General features: G+C 65.6%; 19 protein-coding genes. 16 read left to right on the top strand and 3 right to left on the bottom strand.

The genetic code is table 11. The features are described 5' to 3' along the window. Window positions 1-79 precede the first annotated feature (79 nt). From AB3X94_RS18340 to AB3X94_RS18315, 6 genes are all read left to right on the top strand, one after another. Entirely contained in the window at window positions 80-355 is a 276-nt protein-coding gene (locus AB3X94_RS18340) for an oxidoreductase-like domain-containing protein (protein WP_368612281.1), read from the top strand. Between the two features lie 28 nt (window positions 356-383). Continuing rightward, window positions 384-1,253, top strand: coding sequence for an NAD-dependent protein deacetylase (locus AB3X94_RS18335; RefSeq protein ID WP_368589315.1), 870 nt, complete (start codon window positions 384-386; stop codon window positions 1,251-1,253). Between the two features lie 46 nt (window positions 1,254-1,299). Continuing rightward, complete coding sequence (locus tag AB3X94_RS18330; RefSeq protein ID WP_368612280.1) at window positions 1,300-1,917, top strand: pyridoxamine 5'-phosphate oxidase family protein; 618 nt, start codon at window positions 1,300-1,302, stop codon at window positions 1,915-1,917. A gap of 33 nt (window positions 1,918-1,950) precedes the next feature. Next, the gene (locus tag AB3X94_RS18325; RefSeq protein ID WP_368596805.1) at window positions 1,951-2,559 is read left to right on the top strand and encodes a DUF938 domain-containing protein; all 609 of its coding nucleotides are present in this window, start codon (window positions 1,951-1,953) and stop codon (window positions 2,557-2,559) included. A gap of 285 nt (window positions 2,560-2,844) precedes the next feature. Then, complete coding sequence (gene gndA / locus AB3X94_RS18320; RefSeq protein ID WP_176368393.1) at window positions 2,845-4,254, top strand: NADP-dependent phosphogluconate dehydrogenase; 1,410 nt, start codon at window positions 2,845-2,847, stop codon at window positions 4,252-4,254. Window positions 4,255-4,527: 273 nt separating this feature from the next. Continuing rightward, window positions 4,528-4,863: a DUF4148 domain-containing protein gene (locus AB3X94_RS18315; protein WP_176368394.1), complete on the top strand. Its 336-nt coding sequence runs from the start codon at window positions 4,528-4,530 to the stop codon at window positions 4,861-4,863. 154 nt (window positions 4,864-5,017) lie between these two features. Here AB3X94_RS18315 and AB3X94_RS18310 read toward each other — a convergent pair whose 3' ends face one another. Next, window positions 5,018-5,338, bottom strand: coding sequence for a hypothetical protein (locus tag AB3X94_RS18310; RefSeq protein ID WP_013091261.1), 321 nt, complete (start codon window positions 5,336-5,338; stop codon window positions 5,018-5,020). 232 nt (window positions 5,339-5,570) lie between these two features. Between AB3X94_RS18310 and AB3X94_RS18305 the strand changes: the two genes are divergently transcribed. The 3 genes from AB3X94_RS18305 (at window position 5,571) to ltaE (ending at window position 8,060) form a co-directional block, all read left to right on the top strand. Then, window positions 5,571-5,882, top strand: coding sequence for a cupin domain-containing protein (locus tag AB3X94_RS18305; RefSeq protein WP_368612279.1), 312 nt, complete (start codon window positions 5,571-5,573; stop codon window positions 5,880-5,882). Window positions 5,883-6,045: 163 nt separating this feature from the next. Beyond that, complete coding sequence (locus AB3X94_RS18300; protein ID WP_368612278.1) at window positions 6,046-6,849, top strand: peptidoglycan DD-metalloendopeptidase family protein; 804 nt, start codon at window positions 6,046-6,048, stop codon at window positions 6,847-6,849. Window positions 6,850-7,052: 203 nt separating this feature from the next. Continuing rightward, the gene (gene ltaE, locus AB3X94_RS18295) at window positions 7,053-8,060 is read left to right on the top strand and encodes a low-specificity L-threonine aldolase (RefSeq protein ID WP_176107702.1); all 1,008 of its coding nucleotides are present in this window, start codon (window positions 7,053-7,055) and stop codon (window positions 8,058-8,060) included. A 142-nt stretch (window positions 8,061-8,202) separates the two neighbouring features. On the opposite strand, the gene AB3X94_RS18290 is transcribed toward ltaE, so the two are convergent. Beyond that, window positions 8,203-9,573, bottom strand: a complete 1,371-nt coding sequence (locus tag AB3X94_RS18290) for an MFS transporter (protein WP_176110540.1) — start codon at window positions 9,571-9,573, stop codon at window positions 8,203-8,205. A gap of 669 nt (window positions 9,574-10,242) precedes the next feature. Between AB3X94_RS18290 and AB3X94_RS18285 the strand changes: the two genes are divergently transcribed. After that, window positions 10,243-12,696, top strand: coding sequence for a glycogen/starch/alpha-glucan phosphorylase (locus AB3X94_RS18285; protein WP_176107703.1), 2,454 nt, complete (start codon window positions 10,243-10,245; stop codon window positions 12,694-12,696). Between the two features lie 72 nt (window positions 12,697-12,768). Here AB3X94_RS18285 and AB3X94_RS18280 read toward each other — a convergent pair whose 3' ends face one another. Then, window positions 12,769-13,158 (bottom strand): DUF6232 family protein, encoded by a 390-nt coding sequence (locus tag AB3X94_RS18280; protein WP_368612277.1) that lies wholly within the window; start codon window positions 13,156-13,158, stop codon window positions 12,769-12,771. A 155-nt stretch (window positions 13,159-13,313) separates the two neighbouring features. Between AB3X94_RS18280 and gltS the strand changes: the two genes are divergently transcribed. The 6 genes from gltS to AB3X94_RS18250 all read left to right on the top strand — a co-directional run bounded on the left by gltS (window position 13,314) and on the right by AB3X94_RS18250 (window position 19,902). Then, entirely contained in the window at window positions 13,314-14,516 is a 1,203-nt protein-coding gene (gltS, locus tag AB3X94_RS18275) for a sodium/glutamate symporter (RefSeq protein ID WP_368612276.1), read from the top strand. A gap of 15 nt (window positions 14,517-14,531) precedes the next feature. Then, the gene (locus AB3X94_RS18270; RefSeq protein ID WP_176107706.1) at window positions 14,532-15,392 is read left to right on the top strand and encodes a class I SAM-dependent methyltransferase; all 861 of its coding nucleotides are present in this window, start codon (window positions 14,532-14,534) and stop codon (window positions 15,390-15,392) included. A gap of 83 nt (window positions 15,393-15,475) precedes the next feature. Next, window positions 15,476-15,940, top strand: coding sequence for a hypothetical protein (locus AB3X94_RS18265; RefSeq protein ID WP_176107707.1), 465 nt, complete (start codon window positions 15,476-15,478; stop codon window positions 15,938-15,940). A 123-nt stretch (window positions 15,941-16,063) separates the two neighbouring features. Continuing rightward, entirely contained in the window at window positions 16,064-17,068 is a 1,005-nt protein-coding gene (locus tag AB3X94_RS18260) for an AraC family transcriptional regulator (protein WP_368612275.1), read from the top strand. Between the two features lie 212 nt (window positions 17,069-17,280). Then, window positions 17,281-19,083 carry an acyl-CoA dehydrogenase gene (locus tag AB3X94_RS18255; RefSeq protein ID WP_368612274.1) on the top strand — a complete coding sequence of 601 codons (1,803 nt, stop codon included), beginning with the start codon at window positions 17,281-17,283 and terminating at the stop codon, window positions 19,081-19,083. Window positions 19,084-19,152: 69 nt separating this feature from the next. Continuing rightward, window positions 19,153-19,902: an electron transfer flavoprotein subunit beta/FixA family protein gene (locus AB3X94_RS18250; protein ID WP_368612273.1), complete on the top strand. Its 750-nt coding sequence runs from the start codon at window positions 19,153-19,155 to the stop codon at window positions 19,900-19,902. The last annotated feature ends 11 nt before the right edge of the window (window positions 19,903-19,913 follow it).

Here is a 19,913-nt window from a genome sequence, read left to right as displayed (position 1 = left end):
CGTCTCGCAAGCGGGAGCGGCGCGCGCGGGTTCAACTTATACTGGGCGCTCCGCCGTCTCTCCAGGCAAACCAAGCGCCGTGCCCCGCGCCAAACCCAGCGACGACCCGCCGCCGCAGCCGCCCGTGCGGCCCGATCTCGACGACTGCTGTCACAGCGGCTGCACGCAGTGCGTGTTCGATCTCTATGACGAAGCACTGGAGCGCTACGAGATCGCGCTGGCTGCGTGGCAGAAGCGGCAGGCGCAGAAAGCGCGGCCAGCGCGGCGGCTGGACACGCAAGGCGCGAAGTCGAAGCCGCAGGCGGACGCGCATCGCTCGACAGCCCGGCGCGGCAAACCGAACCCACACCGCTGATGCGCGTAAGCAACTCCACGTCCCCGTCATGACCGACCTTCAGCTCACGCCGACCGAATCCCTCGCCGACCCGCACACGCTCGACGATCTGCATCGTTTCGTGCAGCGTCATCCGCGCCTGTTCGTGCTGACCGGCGCGGGCATCAGCACCGACTCCGGCATCCCCGGCTATCGCGACGACAACGGCGCATGGAAGCGCTCGCCCCCGATCACGCTGCAGGAGTTCCTCGGCACGCTGGCGATGCGACAGCGCTACTGGGCGCGCAGCATGGTCGGCTGGCCGCTGGTCGCGCGCGCGCAACCGAATGCCGCGCATGTCGCGCTTGCACGGCTCGAAGCGGCCGGTCACGTGCCGACGCTGGTCACGCAGAACGTCGACGGCTTGCATCAGCGCGCGGGCAGCCGCGACGTGATCGAACTGCATGGCGGCATCGACGGCGTCAGTTGTCTCGACTGCGGCATGCAGCATTCGCGCGCGGCGATCCAGCAGACGCTCGAAGCCGATAACCCCGCGCTGCTCGACGTCACGGCCGAAGCCGCCGCCGATGGCGACGCGCATCTCGAGTGGCACGATCTCGGCGGTTTTCGCGTGCCGGCATGCTCGAACTGCGGCGGGCTGCTGAAGCCGTCGGTGGTGTTCTTCGGCGAGAACGTGCCGAAGGCGCGGGTCGTTGCGGCGTCGCATGCGCTCGATGCGGCCGACGCGGTGCTGGTGGCCGGCTCGTCGCTGATGGTGTATTCCGGCTACCGCTTCTGCGTGTGGGCGCAGCGCCAGGGCAAGCCGATCGCGGCGATCAATCTGGGCCGCACCCGCGCCGATCCGCTGTTGTCTCTGAAGATGGCCGCGCCGTGCGGCGACACCTTGAGCGCGCTCGCCGGGTTGCTGGCGGGCGATTGAAAACGAGTACGTTGCGCGAATCACAATTAAAACCCGAGGAAACTGCATGCTGACGACGATCGAACAACTCGAAGCCCTCTACGCACAGCCAGCCGAGCGCTCGCTGCGCAAAGAGATCCCCTATGTCAACGACGACTACCGCGCGTTCATCGCGGCCGCGCCGTTCGCGGTGCTCGCGACGAGCGGCCCCGCCGGTCTCGACTGCTCGCCGCGCGGCGATGCGCCGGGCTTCGTGCGGGTCGTCGACGCACGCACGCTCGCGCTGCCGGACCGCCCCGGCAACAACCGGCTCGACGGCTTGCGCAACGTCATCGGCGATCCGCGCCTCGCGCTGCTGTTCGTGATCCCCGGTGTCGGCGAGACCTTGCGAGTGAACGGCCGCGGCCGAATCTCGAACGACGCGGCGCTGCTGGACAGTTTCGCCGTCGACGGTAAACTGCCGCGCACCGTGCTGCTGATCGACGTCGAGTCCGTGTACTTTCATTGCTCGAAGGCGATCGTGCGCTCGCGGCTGTGGGACCCGGCGCGGCATATCGAGCGCTCGCAACTGCCGAGCACGGGCGAGATCCTGCAACACATCTTCGCCGCGAACGATGGCGAAAAGTTCGACGCGGCCGCCTACGATCGCGAGCTTCCCGAACGCGTGCGCGCCACGCTGTACTAACGTAAATCGCAAAACCGAAACGCAAGGCCGACCATGACCGATGCCCGGCAACATTCGCCATCCGCCGAACGCAATCGCGAACCGATCCTCGCCGTGCTGCGCGATGCGCTGCCGGCGCGCGGCCGCGTGCTCGAAATCGCGAGCGGCACCGGTGAGCACGCGATCTGGTTCGCCGGCGCGCTGCCCGGTCTCGACTGGCAGCCGAGCGATGCGGACGAAGAAGCACGCGAGTCGATTGCCGCGTGGACCGCGCACGCGGGGCTCGCGAACGTGCGCGCGCCGCTCGCGCTCGACGTGCATCAGCCGGACTGGGGCGTCGATGCGCTCGACGCGGTGGTCTGCATCAACATGATCCACATCTCGCCGTGGAGCGCGGCGCAGGCACTCATCGACGGCGCGGGGCGGCGGCTCGTCGACGGCGGCGTGCTCTATCTATATGGTCCTTACCGCCGCGGCGGCGCGCATACGGCACCGAGCAACGAAGCGTTCGAGCAGTGGCTGAAGAGTCGCAATCCCGAATGGGGCGTGCGCGATATGGAAGCGGTCGTTGCGCTCGGTGACGCGGCGGGGCTCACGTGCGAACGGGTGGTCGCGATGCCCGCGAACAACTTCAGTCTGGTGTTCAGGAAGCGGGCAGGGTAGCGGGAAGATCGACGGGTCGTGCATTCGTTCGTGTCGTCCGCCAAACCTCAGTCCGATCCCAAGCCGAACCCTCCGCGCAAGCGCCGACGCGCGCACAATACCTGTCTACCCGGCGTTACGCGCAAGTTGGAGCACGGCAGGAGCACCGCAGCAGCACGAGCAACCGGCGTGCTTGCCCGCCATCAAGCGGCAGGCGCGCATTTCTTTTATCCTTTCACCCTCGACGCCGCGCCGGTGTTTTTGCAGCGCGGCGCCACGACATTTATTGGACTCTGGAGAATTCAAATGAGCAAACAGGCAATCGGCGTGGTGGGGCTGGCGGTGATGGGCCGCAATCTGGCGCTCAACATCGAGAGCCGCGGCCACGCGGTGTCGGTCTACAACCGTAGCCGCGCGAAAACCGACGAACTCATCGCCGAATTTCCGGACCGCAAACTGGTGCCGGCTTTCACGCTGGAAGAATTCGTCGACTCGCTCGAAAAGCCGCGCCGCATTCTGATGATGGTCAAGGCCGGCGAGCCGACCGACGCCACCATTGCCTCGCTCAAGCCGCTGCTCGAAAAAGGCGACATCCTGATCGATGGCGGCAACACGCCTTTCACCGACACGATCCGCCGCAACCAGGAACTCGCGAAGGCCGGTCTGCATTTCATCGGCACCGGCGTGTCGGGCGGCGAGGAAGGCGCGCTGAAAGGCCCGTCGATCATGCCGGGCGGCCAGCGCGACGCGTACGACCTCGTCGCGCCGATCCTCACCGAGATCGCCGCGAAGGCGCCGGACGGCGAGCCCTGCGTCGCGTATATGGGACCGGACGGCGCGGGCCACTTCGTGAAGATGGTGCACAACGGCATCGAGTACGGCGACATGCAGCTGATCGCCGAGAGTTATGCGGTGTTGAAGCAGGTCGTCGGCTTGTCGAACGAGGAACTCGGCAAGGTCTATACCGAGTGGAACCAGGGCGAGCTCGACAGCTATCTGATCGAAATCACCTCGAAGATCTTCAGCAAGAAGGACGACGAAACCGGCAAGGACCTCGTCGACGTGATCCTCGACCGTGCCGCGCAGAAGGGCACTGGCAAGTGGACCAGCCAGAACGCGCTCGACCTCGGCGCGCCGCTGCCGCTGATCACCGAGGCGGTGTTCGCGCGCGTGCTGTCGTCGCTGAAGACGCAGCGCGTGGCCGCGAGCAAGGTGCTCGAAGGGCCGCGGGCCAAGCCGCTCGAAGGCGCGAAAGAGGCGTTCATCGAATCGGTGCGCCGCGCGCTGTACTTCAGCAAGGTGATCTCGTACGCGCAGGGCTTCGCGCAGTTGCGCGCAGCGTCGGAAGAGTACAAGTGGGATCTCGACTACGGCACGATCGCGAAGATCTTCCGCGCGGGCTGCATCATCCGCGCGCGCTTCCTGCAGAAAATCACCGACGCCTACACGAAGGACAAGGCGCTCGCGAACCTGCTGCTCGATCCGTACTTCCGCGACATCGCGAAGAACTACCAGGCGGCGCTGCGCGAAGTCGTGGTGGCCGCGGTCAATGCGGGCGTGCCGGTACCGGCGTTCGCGTCGGCGATCGCGTATTTCGACGCTTACCGCTCGGAGCGTCTGCCCGCCAACCTCGTGCAGGCGCAGCGCGACTTCTTCGGCGCGCATACGTTCGAACGCATCGATAAGCCAGGCAGCTTCCACGCACAGTGGAGCTAAGCGGTTGAAAAAACGGCCCGGCGCGCGATGGTGACAGCGCGCCGGGCCATTGTTCCGTTTGGATCGGCAAGCAGGCGCCGCATTATTGCCAAAATTATCGATGGTTAGCTGTAAGCCTAAGCAAATGCGAAATGATTATTGCGCTGGTAGGAATAGAGTTTCGCCGGTTTGAGTGTTTACCCTAGATCGTGACGCCTCTAAACTTGTTTTCAATCGCTGAGGGGAAAGCAGGAACCCCGAAGCGCACCACAACAAGTCCTTTGGAGGTTAATCATGAAGACCCTGATTTCCGCAGTTGCAATCGCCGCCGCCCTCGTTGTTCCGGTCGCTTCGTTCGCTCAAGCCAGCCAGCCGGTGACGCGCGCTCAGGTTCGCGCTCAACTGATCCAACTCGAACAGGCCGGCTACAACCCGTCCGCCAACGACGTCAACTACCCGGCCGACATCCAGGCAGCGCAAGCACGCGTCGATGCGCAGCGCGGCACGGCCGTCGCAGCCAACCGCGCGGACACCAGCGGCTACGGCGCTCCGGCTGCCGGCACGTCGCAAGCAGGCCACGCCGTCGTTCCGGCGAAGGCCAACCGTAACTCGGTGTACTTCGGCAGCTGATCGCAGCAGAAGTGTGCAGGTGTAGTGGGTAGTCGTAGTGCGTCGTAGACGCCGCTTCGTGGAATAGCGCGAGCGCGGCGGGCAAGAAACAACGCCATCCAGTTCGATCGGATGGCGTGTTGTCGTTTACGGCGCCGTGCTGCGGCGGGATCGGTCAATGCAGGGTTCGCTGCCGCCGGCCGATGTCATCGAACAGCGCGCGGCTCGGCTCCAGCGCGAGAAGCCACGATTCGTCGTAGCCGCTCAGATTGTCGAGCGCCTCGCGCAGACGCTCGATCGCCACCGCGGGCAGCTCGACGCTCGCCTCGACCCCGCTCGACAGCCTCGCGACGCTCGCCAGTTGCACGAGCGCATCGGCGGCCTCGGCGACGTCGGCGGCGAAAATCAGGTGGGTGTTCAGCAGCTCGACGAGGCCGGCAGACGCCGCCACATCGTCGACGTTGAGTTGCACGGCCAGAAAGGTGGCTTTGTTCATCCTCGATTCCTCCCAGAATCCCAACGTTGTCGTGAACTGCTCCGCGCGGCTTGACTGAGTATAGGCGATGACCGATCGCCCGCAACAATCGGACGAATCGGCCGTCGCGGTTTGCTCGCCGAGACGCGCGGGCCCTGCGACCTATAATAGGGCCAGCCGCGCAAGCGCCGTCGCCGTGGGCGGACGGCGCCGCCCGCGGGGGGTTTGCGCGCTTGCCAATTGCTCATCGACCATGAAGATCATCCGCAGCAAAAGTTTTACCTCGCCGCGTGCCTGGGGTGCGCTCGACATCGCGAACATGAACGGCATCACCACGCGTCTGCATTGGACCGACCAGCCGTACAGGTGGCACGTGAACGACGGCGAGGAAGTGTTCGCCGTGCTCGACGGGCGCGTCGAGATGCGCTATCGCGAAGACGGCGTCGAACGTTCGACGGTGCTCGAAACCGGCGACGTGTTCTACGCGACGGTCGGCACCGAGCATGTTGCGCATCCGCTCGGCGCGGCACGGGTGCTGGTCGTCGAAACGCAAGGAAGCGTCTGAAGAACACGGCAGTTTGACGGCGCGCGCCAGCGCGGCGCGCGTGTGGGGCTCGCGCATAATATCCACGCGGCAACAGATAGCCGCGACCTTACCAAGCGTGGCGGCACGGCAATTGCAGCGGCGTCGATTGAATCGGAACGAGACACACGTCGAGGAAAATCAGATGACACAACAATGGCAACCGACGGCCATCCGCCTGCTGATCACGGCGGCGCTCGGCGTGGCGATCGCCGGCTGCACGACGATGCCGTGGGAAAGCACGCCGTTCTACAACAACGCGCCGTCGAGCGCGACCAGTCTCGCGACCGTCCCGGTGCCCGCCGGCTTCTACCGCGTCAATCCGGGCGACACGCTGGCCGGCATCGCCTCCGCATATGGACGCAAGCCGCAGGAAATCGCGGCCTGGAACGGCTTGCCGGTCAACGCGGCGGTCGCGCCCGGTCAGGTGCTGCGCGTTTCTCCGCCGATGGCCTCGGGTAGCGTGGTCACGCCGCCCGTTGCAGTGACGCCGAGTGAGCCGGCTGCGCCGGGCGCGACGGCGAACGTGCCGCCGGGCGCCGTCCCCGGTACGGCGGCCCCCGCGGCCGGGCCCCAGCAGGGCGTGCTGCAATGGCCGTTGCGCGGGCCGATCCTGCGCGCGTTCGCGCCGGGCAAATACAACGGCATCGTGATCGGCGGGCAACCCGGCGATCCGGTCAAGGCCGCGGCGACCGGCCGCGTGGTCTATGCGGGCACCGGCATCGAAGCCTACGGCCCGCTCATCATCATCAAGCACAACGACTCGCTGATCACCGCGTACGGCCAGAACAGCCAATTGCTCGTCAAGGAAGGCGACGCGGTCGCGCAAGGGCAGACGATCGGCGAGGTCGGGGTCGATAGCCGCGGTGCCGCGTCGATCCAGTTCGAAGTGCGCCAGAACGGCCAGCCGGTCGATCCGCTGCAGTGGCTGCCCAAGCCGGGCGGCTGAGCGTCCCCGTCGCGTCTATTGATTCAGTGTCTATCGACTCCTCGCAGTCGGATCGGCGCGCCTTGCGGGGACGCGCCGATTTTCAGCGTCGCCTGAATTGAATACACTGTATGGCTCGTTTGCCGGCGCGTACGCGTTCCTCCCGGAGTGCACGCGCGGCCGGCTGCCGTAGGTTGTCATCCATGGACGCACAGGGACACACAATGATCGATTTGCGCAGCGATACCGTTACCCGCCCGACTCCGCCGATGCTCGCGGCGATGTCGGCGGCCGAAGTCGGCGACGACGTCTGGGGCGACGACCCCACCGTACTGCGTCTGCAGGCCACGCTGGCCGAGCGCACCGGCAAGGAAGCGGGGCTGTTCTTCCCGAGCGGCACGCAAAGCAACCTCGCCGCGTTGATGGCGCACTGCGCGCGCGGTGACGAATACATCGTCGGCCAGCTTGCGCACACCTACAAATACGAGGGCGGTGGCGCGGCCGTGCTCGGCAGCATCCAGCCGCAGCCGCTCGAAAACGCCGCCGACGGCTCGATCCCGCTCGACAAGATCTCCGCCGCGATCAAGCCGATCGACGATCACTTCGCGCGCACGCGGCTGCTCGCGCTAGAAAACACGATCGGCGGCAAGGTGCTGCCGGCTCAGTACGTCGCCGACGCGACGCAGCTCGCGCGCGAGCGCGGCCTTGCGACCCACCTCGACGGCGCGCGCGTGTTCAACGCGGCGGTCGCGTCGGGCAAGCCGGTCGCGGCGCTCGCCGAGCCGTTCGATTCGGTGTCGATCTGCTTTTCGAAGGGACTGGGCGCGCCGGTCGGCTCGGTGCTGGTCGGCAGCCGCGCGCTGATCGACGTCGCGCATCGCTGGCGCAAGGTGCTCGGCGGCGGCATGCGCCAGGCTGGGGTGCTCGCGGCCGCCTGCCTGTATGCGCTCGATCACAACGTCGAGCGTCTTGCCGACGATCACGCGAACGCCGCGCATCTGGCGGCGGGGCTGGAGACCATCGAGCAGGTGAAGGTGCAGTCGGTCGCAACGAACATGGTGTTCGCGCAGTTTCCGCAGCAGCATTGCGCGCCGCTCGAGGCATGGCTCAAGGAGCGCGGCATCCTCACGCAGATGCTGTATGCATCGCGCTTCGTCACGCACATGGATGTGTCGCGCGACGATATCGACACGTTCATTGGTGCGGTTAAGGGGTTCTTCGCGGCACGTTGATCGCGCTGCATTGGTCGGAAGCGAGGCGGCTTGCGTAGTTGCCGCCTCGTCTTCCCGCACCGGCTTCAACTCATGCGCGGTTCGTTCGAGCCGCGCTTCCTGCAAGCTTTATCCTCGTCTCACGCGCCGTCCGGCGCACATTTCACTTGACCGCCGCCTTCGCCTGCACGCCCGCGCGATGCGATGGCGCGAAGAGCCGCAAGCCGCTCGCGAGGCTCGCCGCGCCGGCAAAGAATGCGCCGAGGCCGAGCGCGAGCGTCGGCCCATGCTGGCGTCCGGCGATGCCGAAGCACAGCGCGACCAGCGCGGCACCGGTCGCCTGGCCGATTAGCCGCGCGGTCGCGACGATGCCGCTGGCGCCGCCGCTGCGCTCCGGCGGCGCGCTCGCCATCAGCGCCTTCAGGTTCGGCGACTGGAAAAAGCCGAAGCCCGCGCCGCAGATCGCCATGCGGATGCCGATGTCGAGCACGTGCGGATGGGCGGGCAGCATCGCCAGCGAGGCCATCCCCGCCGACAGCACCGCGAGCCCGACCGCGCCGAGCAGCCCCGGCGGATAGCGGTCCGACAGGCCGCCCGCGAGCGGCGCGGCAAGCGCGACCACGACGGGCCACGGCGTCATCAGGAAGCCGGTTTCGACCTGGCTGCGCAGCAGCACGTCCTCGAAATAGAACGGCAGCGACACGAATGCGAGGCTCTGCGCGGCGAACGAGCAGACGGCCGTCACCGCCGACAGCGCGAACACCGGCCGCTTGAACAGATCGACGGGCAGCATCGGCGCGGAGTGACCCGCCTCGCGGCGAATCAGTAGCAGCCCGAACGCGACGGCGACCGCCGCGGCGCTGAGCACGATCTGCATCGACGCGCGTTGCGCCGCCTCGCCGAGCGCGAAGATCAGCGCGGCGAACGTGACCACGTTGAGCAGCGCCGCCAGCGGATCGAACTGATGCCGGCCCTGCGCGGTATGCGGCAGCGCCGGCATCGCAAAGCTCAGCGCGAGGACGCCGAGCGGCACGTTGACCGCGAACAGCCACGGCCACGTTGCGACCGACAGAATCAGCGACGCCACCGTCGGCCCGACCGCGAACGACACGCCGACGATCAGCGCATTGGTGCCGAGCCCGCGACCGAGCCGATGCGGCGGGTACAGATAGCGGATCAGCGCGGTGTTGACGCTCATGATCGCGCTGGCGCCCAGGCCCTGCACGATGCGCGCGGCGGCGAGCAGCGGCAGCGTCGGCGCCAGAGCGCAGCCGAGCGAACTCAGCGTGAACAGCGCGATGCCGCCGATATAGATACGCCGATGCCCGACGATATCGCCGAGCGCGGCGAGCGGCAGCAGCGTCGCGACCATCGCGAGCTGATACGCGTTGATGATCCAGACCGACGCGGCCGGCGCCGCGTGCAGGTCGCCGGCGATCGCGGGCAGCGCGGTGTTGGCGATCGCGGTATCGAGCGTGGCGAGCGCGACGGCGAGCATGATCGCGGCCATCGCGCGGCGATTGGCGGCCGACATCGGGCCGTCGGCGGGGAGAGCCGGCGTGGAGACGCCGACGGTAGGGCTGAGCTTATCGGACAAGGCGTGCTCGTCGGGTTGGGCATGCCAGCGTCGGCCGCTTCCAGAGAGGCGACGCGCGCACGGCGGTTTGTTGTGGGCGAGGTGGCGCGCTGTCCGGACCACGGCGGATGAGCGTGGCGGCTGGTGCGGCGCAACGTCGCGATTGTTGCAGAGACGGCACGATCGTGCAGGGAGGCGGGCAGGCGGGCGAAGAAGAGGCGCTTGGATCCGACAGTAATGCAACTAACCGTCAACCCCGCCCGACATCTCCAAATCGGCCAAGGCCCCACATCGAATCCCACACGCGTACGCTCGAACCGTCCGGCAGAACGGGCGGCCCGATGCGATCACACAATCAGGGGATTCGCGGCTTCATTCGCCCGTCATGCATCGAAAAAATAATCGGTGTGCGGTTTTGCACTGCATCCGTGCATCGGCCGCGCGCCATTGCGCTGCAACTGGCGGATTCACCGGGCACGGCATATGCGTCATCGTCCGCTCGCGCAGCGATGTGCGAGATCCCCAAAATGTCCTACTCTGTTTTTTTAACCGTTCCGACAGGCACGCGCCTCCCGTCCGTCTTCCGTGCGGTTCGCGTCTGCCGTGTCGAACTTCCCGGAGGCTTCGATGACGACCGTCGATCTGGAATTCGACCAGCTCCACAGTACCGTCGACGCGCTACGGCGCTCAATTTCGAATCGCATGATGTATGGCGTCGGCAAGGACGCCATCACCGCTCACCCGCACGATTGGCTGCATGCGGCCGCGCTGGCCGTGCGCGACCGGCTCGTCGCGCGCTGGATGAAGACCACGCGCCTGCAATACGAGCAGGACGTGAAGCGGGTCTACTACCTGTCGATGGAGTTTCTGATCGGCAGGACCTTTACCAACGCGCTGCTCGCGCTCGGCATTCACGATCAGATGAAGGAGGCGCTCGCGAGCCTCGGCGTCGACATGGACGCGCTGATCGATATCGAACCCGACGCCGCGCTCGGCAACGGCGGCCTCGGCCGGCTCGCCGCGTGCTTTCTCGACTCGATGGCGACGCTCGGCATTCCGGGCTTCGGCTACGGCATCCGTTACCAGTACGGCATGTTCCGTCAGGAAATCGTCAACGGCGAGCAGGTCGAGGCGCCCGACTACTGGCTGCGCGCCGGTAACCCCTGGGAATTTCCGCGGCCCGAAATCAAATACATGGTGCACTTCGGCGGCCGTACCGTGCAGCGCGGCGAGAAGACCGAATGGATCGACACCGAGCACGTGAACGCGACCGCGTACGACACCGTGATCCCCGGCTACGCGACCGACGCGACCAACACGCTGCGCCTGTGGTCCGCGCGCGCGACCGAGGAGCTCGACCTCGGCGCATTCAATCGCGGCGACTACCGCAACGCGGTCGACACCAAGAACATGTCGGAGAACGTGTCGCGGCTGCTCTATCCGGACGACTCGACGCCGGCCGGCCGCGAGTTGCGGCTGCGCCAGGAGTACTTCTTCGTATCGGCGACGATGCAGGATCTGATCCGCCGCTATCAGCGCACGCACAGCACGTTCGGACGCTTCTCGGAGAAGGTCGCGGTGCATCTGAACGACACGCACCCGGTGCTCGCGATTCCCGAGCTGATGCGCCTGCTCGTCGACGTGCATAACCTGCCGTGGGACAAGGCGTGGAAACACGTGACGCAGATCTTCTCGTACACGAATCACACGCTGATGCCCGAGGCGCTCGAAACATGGGATGTCGAAATGCTGTCGCGCCTGCTGCCGCGCCATCTCGAGATCATCTTCGAAATCAATGCGCAGTTTCTGAAGCATGTCAGCGAACAGTCGGGTCATGACGTCGATATGATCCGCCGCATTTCGCTCGTCGACGAATACGGGCAGCGGCGCGTGCGCATGGCCTATCTGGCGATCGTCGCGAGCCACAAGGTCAACGGGGTGTCGAAGCTGCATTCGCAGCTGATGACGCGCGACATCTTCTCCGACTTCGCGCGCCTCTATCCCGACCGCTTCACCAACGTGACCAACGGCATCACGCCGCGCCGCTGGCTCGCGCAGGCGAGTCCGTCGCTGTCGTCGCTGATCGATGCGCGCATCGGTACGCATTGGCGCAGCAATCTGTTCGAGCTCGAGCAGCTGCGCAATCTGCGCAAGGACGACGAGTTCGTCGACGCGTTCCGTGAGGCCAAACGACAGGCCAAGCTGCGGCTCGTGCACCGGCTCGCGCAGCACACCAAGCTGCACTTCGATCCGAACGCGCTGTTCGATCTGCAGGTCAAGCGCATTCACGAATACAAGCGCCAGTTGCTCAACGTGCTGCACGTGATCGTGCGCTACAACGAGATTCGCGCGAATCCGGAGCGCGACTGGGTGCCGCGCGTCGTGCTGTTCGCGGGCAAGGCCGCGTCCGCGTACCGGATGGCCAAGACGATCATCAAGCTGATCGGCGACGTCAGCGAGAAGGTCAATCACGATCCGCTGATCGGCAACAGGCTGAAGGTCGTGTTCGTGCCGAACTACGGCGTGAGCGTGGCCGAGCTGATCATTCCGGCGGCCGATCTGTCGGAGCAGATTTCGATGGCCGGCACCGAGGCGTCGGGCACCGGCAACATGAAGCTCGCGCTCAATGGCGCATTGACGATCGGCACGATGGACGGCGCGAACATCGAAATCTGCGACGCGGTGGGGCGCGAGAACATCTTCATCTTCGGCCACAGCGCCGACGAGGTGGACGATCTGCGCGCAAGCGGCTACAGGCCGCGGCGGATTTACGAGGAAAACGAAGCATTACGCACCGCGCTCGATCAGATTCGCACGGGCTTCTTCTCGCCGGACGATCCGCTGCGCTTCTCCGATATCTTTCACACACTGGTCGATTGGGGCGATCACTATATGGTGCTCGCCGATTTCGATGCGTTCGCGAAGGCGCAGAACGCAGTGGATGCGCGTTTCGTCAACAAGCACGCGTGGGCCGAAAGCGCGATCGAGAACGTCGCGGGGATGGGGCTGTTCTCGTCGGATCGCACGATCGGCGAGTATGCGCGCAATATCTGGCGCGTGAATCCGCTCAGTCTGGACTGAGCCGGAGAAGCCGTGCGGGGCTGGCGTCGATCAGTCGCGCACGGCTCTTTCATGTTCGATCGACGCGCCGCGTCATGTCTTCGGCGCGGCGGCCGCGGCCTTCGCCCAATGCACGGCCTCGCCGACGCGTTCGACGAACTCGCGATCCGTGCTCATCAGCGCCTCGCGCTCACCGTCGGCCGTCTTGACCATCAACCGATGCGTGACGTCCTGAGTCACCCAGGTCAGCCAGCCGACCACGACCAGCATCGCCCCGGATACGAGTCCCGAAGCCGACTGCAGCACACCGCCGACGATCGCGCCGATCAGCCCCGCCGCCGAGATCACGAGCGGCACGACCTTGTTCTTCTGCACGGTCACGACCCGCACGTCGACGATATCGCGCAGCGGGAAGACCTGACCCGCGGCCGAGAGGGCGTTGCGCGTGACCGACACGCCGCGATCGTTGAATGGGATTTCCATCGTTTCAATGCAAGGGTGGTGAAGCGCGCAGCGTAGCAGACTTCGTCACGGCCAGTGGCGCGACGTCATGGGCCGATTGCATTGCGTCAAGGAAAATCATACTTAGCCTGGACGGATTGGCTAAGATGTCGCAGGTTCGCGCTCGGAGGCCATTCATGACTGTCGGCGTATATGCCACGCTGGTCGCGACGTCTCTCGTGCTGCTGCTCGGCGAAAAGCTCGTGCAATGGATCGGCGTGCTCCGAACCTATTCGATTCCGGCGCCGGTGGCAGGCGGGCTTATCGTCGCGATCTGCGTGCTGATCGCACGCATCACCATCCACGTGCAGGTCAGGTTCGATTCGGCGCTGCAGGCGCCGCTGATGCTCGCGTTCTTCTCGACGATCGGCCTGAATGCGCATCTGTCGAATCTGAAGGCGGGCGGGCCGGTGTTGATCCGCTTTCTCGCGCTGGTCAGCGGGCTGCTGATCCTGCAGAACGTGATCGGCATCCTGCTCGCGTTCGCGCTCGGCGTCGATCCGCTGCTCGGCATTCTCGGCGGCTCCGTCACGATGTCGGGCGGGCACGGCACCGGCGCCGCGTGGAGCCAGGTCTTCACCGAACGTCACGGGCTGGAGTCGGCGACCGAAATCGCGATCGGCTGTGCGACCTTTGGCCTCGTGATGGGCGGCGTGCTCGGCGGTCCGGTCGCGCGTCTGCTGATGCGGCGGATCAGCGCCGACGAATTGCTGCGCGTCCAGCAGCTAGCGGACGAAACGCTGGTCTTCGAAGAACCGAAGGCGGAGCAGGCCACCACGCCCGCCGCGATCATCACGACGCTCGCGCTGATCTCGATCTGCCTCGCGGGCGGCGAAGTGTTTGCCGACTGGATCGCGGACACCGTGTTCGAATTGCCGACGTTCGTCTGCACGCTGTTCATCGGCGTGATCCTGAACAACGTGCTCGCGCTCATGCGTGTGCGGATCGACCAGCACGCGGTCGCGCTGGTCGGCAACGTCGCGCTCGCGCTTTTTCTCGCGATGGCGCTGATGCGCCTCGACCTATGGGAGCTTGCCGCGCTCGCGTTGCCGATCATCTCGATCCTCGCGGCGCAGACGCTGCTGATGGCGCTCTATGCGATCTTCATCACGTTTCCCGCGATGGGCCGCAACTACGACGCGGTCGTGTTGTGCGCGGCGCAATGCGGGCTCGGACTTGGCGCGACGCCGACCGCGATCGCGAACATGCAGGCGATCACGAACCGCTTCGGCCATTCCCATATCGCGTTCCTGATCGTGCCGATGACGGGCGCGTTTTTCATGGACATCGTCAACGCGATCGTGATCAAACTGTTTCTCACGCTGCCGTTTTTCCATTGAGCCCGGGCGAATACCATGAGCAACCAACCACACATCGCACCCGACAGCACCGCCGCGCGCGTCGCGCTATGGCGTGCGCTGCACGTGCAGGCCGACGCGCCGCCGCACGTGCTCGAAGACGAAGTCGGCTTGCAATTGCTGGCTCCCGCCGAGGATTGGCGCAGCCGCGGCGACATGGACCCGCGGTTCACGCGGCCGTTTCGCGCGTCGATCGTCGCGCGCGCACGCTTTATCGAGGATCTGGTCGTCGAGCAGGCCGGCCGCGGTGTCGATCAATACGTGATCCTGGGGGCCGGTCTCGACAGCTTCGCGCAACGCCGGCCCGACATCGCGTCGCGGCTCACCGTGTTCGAGGTCGATCCGCCGGGACCGCAAACGTGGAAGCGTGAGCGGCTCAGCGAATTGGGTTACGGCCTGCCGGACTGGCTGCGTTTCGTGCCGGTCGACTTCGAAGCGGGCGATAGCTGGCGGCAGCGTCTCGTCGCCGAAGGCTTCGACGAAAGCAGGCCGGCCGTCGTCGTGTCGACCGGCGTCAGCATGTATCTGACCACAGAGGCGAATGCGGCGACGCTGCGCGAAGTGGCCGGGCTCGCGCGCGGTTCGACGTTCGCGATGACGTTCCTGTTGCCGCTGGAGATGGCGGACCCGGATGTGCGCCCCGGACTCGAAATGGCGGAGAAGGGCGCGCGTGCGAGCGGTACACCGTTCATCAGCTTCTTCATGCCGCAGCAGATGATCGCCATGGCGCGTGAAGCGGGCTTTGACGACGCGCGGCATGTGTCCGCGGCCGATCTGACGCAGCGCTACTTCGCGGCTCGCACGGATGGACTGCGCCCGCCGGCCAATGCGGAGGAACTGCTGGTGGCGAATACTTAGCGGCCGTTGCGGTGGGTTGAATGCGCGATCGCGTTCCTCACGCGGCTATAATCGCGCTCGAACATGGCCTTCGAAGTCTACTCATGAAAAAGATCGCAGCCTTCGCACTCGTCGCATGCGCACTCGCCGCCTGCTCGTCGTCCCCGGAAAAGCAGGCGCAGCGCGCCCAGCAGGAAATCCTTCATAGCGAGCCGAACCTCCGCGCCGCGCAACGCGACGCGGTGATCGACTGCACGCCGGCGAATTGCGATGCCGCGTGGGCGGCGACGAAACGCTATATCGAGCAGCATTCCGACACGCACGTGATCCGCGCGGACGCGGTCGCGATCGATACCGACGTGCCCGACGATTCGGGCAAGGCCGCTTTTTCAGCGACCCGCGCGAACAAGAGCACGGGCGGCGCGACGTTGTCGCTGTTTGCGCAGTGCCGCGGCATGTATGGGCCCGACAGCGCGAAGGGCGACGACTACGACGAGTGCGCCGAGAAGATCCTGAAGACTCAGAACGGCTACGTGCCGTATCTGCGCTCGCACGCATCGGCGCAATAGGCGAGCCGCTACCGGAAAGCGCGGGGCCGCAAGCTCGGCGCTCGCGCAGCGATTCGCTGAACCCTCGCCACGATGCGGCGGGAGGCGCTATGCTGATGCGTCTTGGCCTCGCGGAACCCCGTCATGCAAGCTCCTGGCGCCACCGTACCGATCTCGCTCGTCAATGGGTTCCTCGGCAGCGTCGGGACGCGGCCGGATATCGTCGACCGGCACCTGTCCGGCGCGAACATCCCGCGCGCGCTGCTGGACCAGCCTGGCGCGCGCGTCACCGAGGAACAGTTCTCGACGCTCTACCGCTCGCTCGCGATCGAACTCGACGATGAGATGCCCGGCATTTTTTCGCGCCCGCTGCGCAGCGGCGCGCTCAAGTTTCTGTGTCTGAGCCTGCTGGATGCGCCGAATCTCGAAACCGCGATGCATCGGTTCGGCCAGTTCTTCCATCTGGTGCTCGACGACTTCCATTTCGAGTCGCGCCGCGGCGACCTCGTTGCGACGCTGGCCTTGCATCCGGGAAGCACGGGAGCGCAACCGGGCATGCTGGGCCAGGAGCTGATGCTGAAGCTCGCGCATGGGATCGCGTCCTGGCTGATCGGCCAGCGCATTGCGTTGCTCCAGGTGCAGTTCGCCGTTCCTCGTCCTGCTCACGCGCTCGAGTACCTCTATCTGTTTCCCGGACCGGCGAAGTTCGACTGCAATCAGACCTCGATGCAGTTCAGCAGTAGCTATTTCGACCTGCCCGTGCGCCAGCGCAAGGCGAACCTGCGCAGGTTTCTCGCTCGTGCGCCGGAAGACTGGATCTTCGTGTCGTTCAACGAGCAGCTGTTCAGTCATCGCGTGCGGGAACATCTCGCGTCCCGGCTGCCCGACGTCCCATCCATCGAAGAGGCGGCGGAAGGCCTGCACTGTTCGGTCAGAACGCTGTGCCGTCATCTTGCCGCCGAGGGCACGGCGTTCCAGGTGCTCAAGGACGAACTGCGCCGCGACATCGCGATCCAGCGCCTGACCGGCACGCACGAGCCCATCGCCATCATCGCCGGCGACGTCGGCTTCGGCGACCCCACCGCATTCCACAGGGCGTTCCGTCACTGGACCGGCAGCACCCCGGCGGCCTATCGCCGGGGTGGCTGATCTCGTCACATCAAAGCGTCGGTAACCCGTGCCGACGCAGTTCCCACGGGGCGCTTACTTCCTCCGACGTGGCCAGAGATGTCAATAGATCGTCCGGTTTGGACAACCGGGCAGGGCCTCTCCGACGCTACGATTCAGCCATACGTTACCCCGGCCGCATCGGTGCCAGACGGGTGACTTTCCCTACGGACTATCTGATCGGAAGAATGGTAATGAGCTACGTCGCGCCTCTCAAAGACATGCTGTTTGCAATCACGGAACTGGCTGGAATCGACCAACTGGCGGGCTTGCCCGGCTGCGAGGACGCGAGCGCCGATACCGCTCGCGCGGTGCTCGAAGAAGCCGCGCGCCTGCACGAAGGCGTGCTCGCGCCGCTGAACGTGGACGGCGACCGCAACCCGAGCACGTGGAAGGACGGCACGGTGAGCGCCACGGCCGGTTTCAGGGGCGCGTTTCGTCAATTCACCGAAGGCGGCTGGCAGGGTTTGCAACATCCGTCTGGATACGGCGGTCAGGACTTGCCCAAGCTTCTGTCGACGCCCTGCATCGAAATGCTCAACGCCGCCAACCTGTCGCTGGGGCTGTGCCCGCTCTTGACCGACGGCGCCATCGAAGCGCTGCTGACGGCGGGTAGCGAAGAACTGAAGCAGCGCTACGTGACGAAGATGATTTCCGGCGAGTGGACCGGCACGATGAACCTGACCGAGCCGCAGGCGGGCTCCGACCTGTCGCTGGTGCGCACCCGCGCCGAGCCGCAGGGCGACGGCTCGTACCGGATCTTCGGCACGAAGATTTTCATCACATGGGGCGAGCACGATATGACGGAAAACATCGTGCATCTGGTGCTCGCACGTACGCCGAACGCACCGGAAGGTGTGAAAGGCATTTCGCTGTTCGTCGTGCCGAAGTTCCTCGTCAACCAAGACGGCTCGCTCGGCGAGCGCAACGACGTGCATTGCGTGTCGATCGAACACAAGCTCGGCATCAAGGCGAGCCCGACGGCAGTGCTGCAGTTCGGCGATCACGGCGGCGCGATCGGGCAGCTTGTCGGCGAGGAGAACCGCGGTCTGGAGTACATGTTCATCATGATGAATGCCGCGCGCTTCGCGGTGGGCGTGCAGGGCGTGGCGATCTCGGATCGCGCGTACCAGCAGGCCGTCGCGTATGCGAAGGAGCGCGTGCAGAGCCGTCCGGTGGATGGCTCCGCGAAGCAGTCGGTCGCGATCATCCAGCACCCGGACGTGCGCCGCATGCTGTCGACGATGCGCGCACTGACCGAAGGCGCACGCGCGCTGGCCTATGTGTCGGCGTCGCACTGCGATCTCGCGCATCGTCATCCGGACGGCGCGACGCGTGCGAATCATCAGGCGATCTATGAATACCTGGTGCCGATCGTAAAGGGCTGGAGCACGGAGATGTCGCTGGAGGTGACGAGTCTCGGCGTGCAGGTGCACGGCGGCATGGGCTTCATCGAGGAAACCGGCGCCGCGCAGTACTACCGCGACGCGCGCATTCTGCCGATCTACGAAGGCACGACGGCGATTCAGGCAAACGACCTCGTCGGCCGCAAGACCATGCGCGACAACGGCGAGGTGGCCGGGATGCTGCTCGCCCAGATCGACGCGACGCTGGACGCGGTGCAAGAGCACCCCTCGTATGGTACGAACGCGGCTTTCCAGGCGATGCACCGTCATCTGTCCGCCGGCCGCGACGCGTTGCACAGCGCGGTGCGCTACGTGGTCGAGAACGTCAAGAGCGATCCGAATGCGGTGTTCGCGGGCAGTGTCTCTTATCTGATGCTTGCGGGCGTCGTGCTCGCGGGTTGGCAAGTCGCCCGCTCGCTGGTGCTCGCTGCCGACAAGCGCGATGAAGACCCGGGCTTCTACGACGCGAAGATCGCGACCGCGCACACCTACGCGACGCAGATATTGCCCCGTGCGATCGCGCTCGAAGCGACGATCCGCGGCGCTCGCGATGGCGAAGGCGCGCTGGCGCTGCGCGAAGACCAGTTCTGATCGACCAAAGGACGTAATGTCATTCAAAACGATAGGGCCCGGCCCTATCGGTGTGGGAAGGAGAGAGTTGTGAGAGTTCTTGTAGCAGTCAAACGAGTGGTCGACTACAACGTGAAGGTCCGCGCGAAGTCGGACGGCACGGGCGTCGATATTGCGAACGTGAAAATGTCGATGAATCCGTTCGACGAAATCGCGGTTGAAGAAGCCGTGCGTCTGAAGGAAGCGGGTGTCGCGACCGAAGTGATCGCGGTGTCGGCCGGTGTGACGCAGTCGCAGGAAACGCTGCGCACCGCGCTCGCGATCGGCGCGGATCGCGCGATCCTGATCGAATCGAACGAAGACCTGCAGCCGCTGGCCGTCGCAAAGCTGCTGAAGGCGCTGGTCGACAAGGAACAGCCTTCGCTCGTCATTCTGGGCAAGCAGGCGATCGACGACGACTCCAACCAGACCGGCCAGATGCTCGCCGCGCTGGCGAACCTGCCGCAGGCGACGTTCGCGTCGAAAGTGGTCGTGACGGATGGCAAGGCGACGGTATCGCGTGAAGTGGATGGCGGCGCGGAAACGCTGTCGCTGACGCTGCCGGCCGTGGTCACGACCGATCTGCGCCTGAACGAGCCGCGCTACGTGACGCTGCCGAACATCATGAAGGCCAAGAAAAAGCCGCTGGAAACGGTGAAGCCCGAAGACCTCGGCGTCGATGTCGCGCCGCGTCTGAAGACGCTGAAGGTCGCCGAGCCTCCGAAGCGCTCCGCCGGTGTGAAAGTGCCGGACGTGAAGACGCTGGTCGAGAAGCTGAAGACCGAAGCCAAGGTGCTGTGAGGAGACGCAAG

The organism is Paraburkholderia sp. BR10923 (assembly GCF_040948765.1).
Lineage (GTDB): Bacteria > Pseudomonadota > Gammaproteobacteria > Burkholderiales > Burkholderiaceae > Paraburkholderia > Paraburkholderia youngii.
This window is presented reverse-complemented; position numbering and strand designations above follow the sequence as displayed.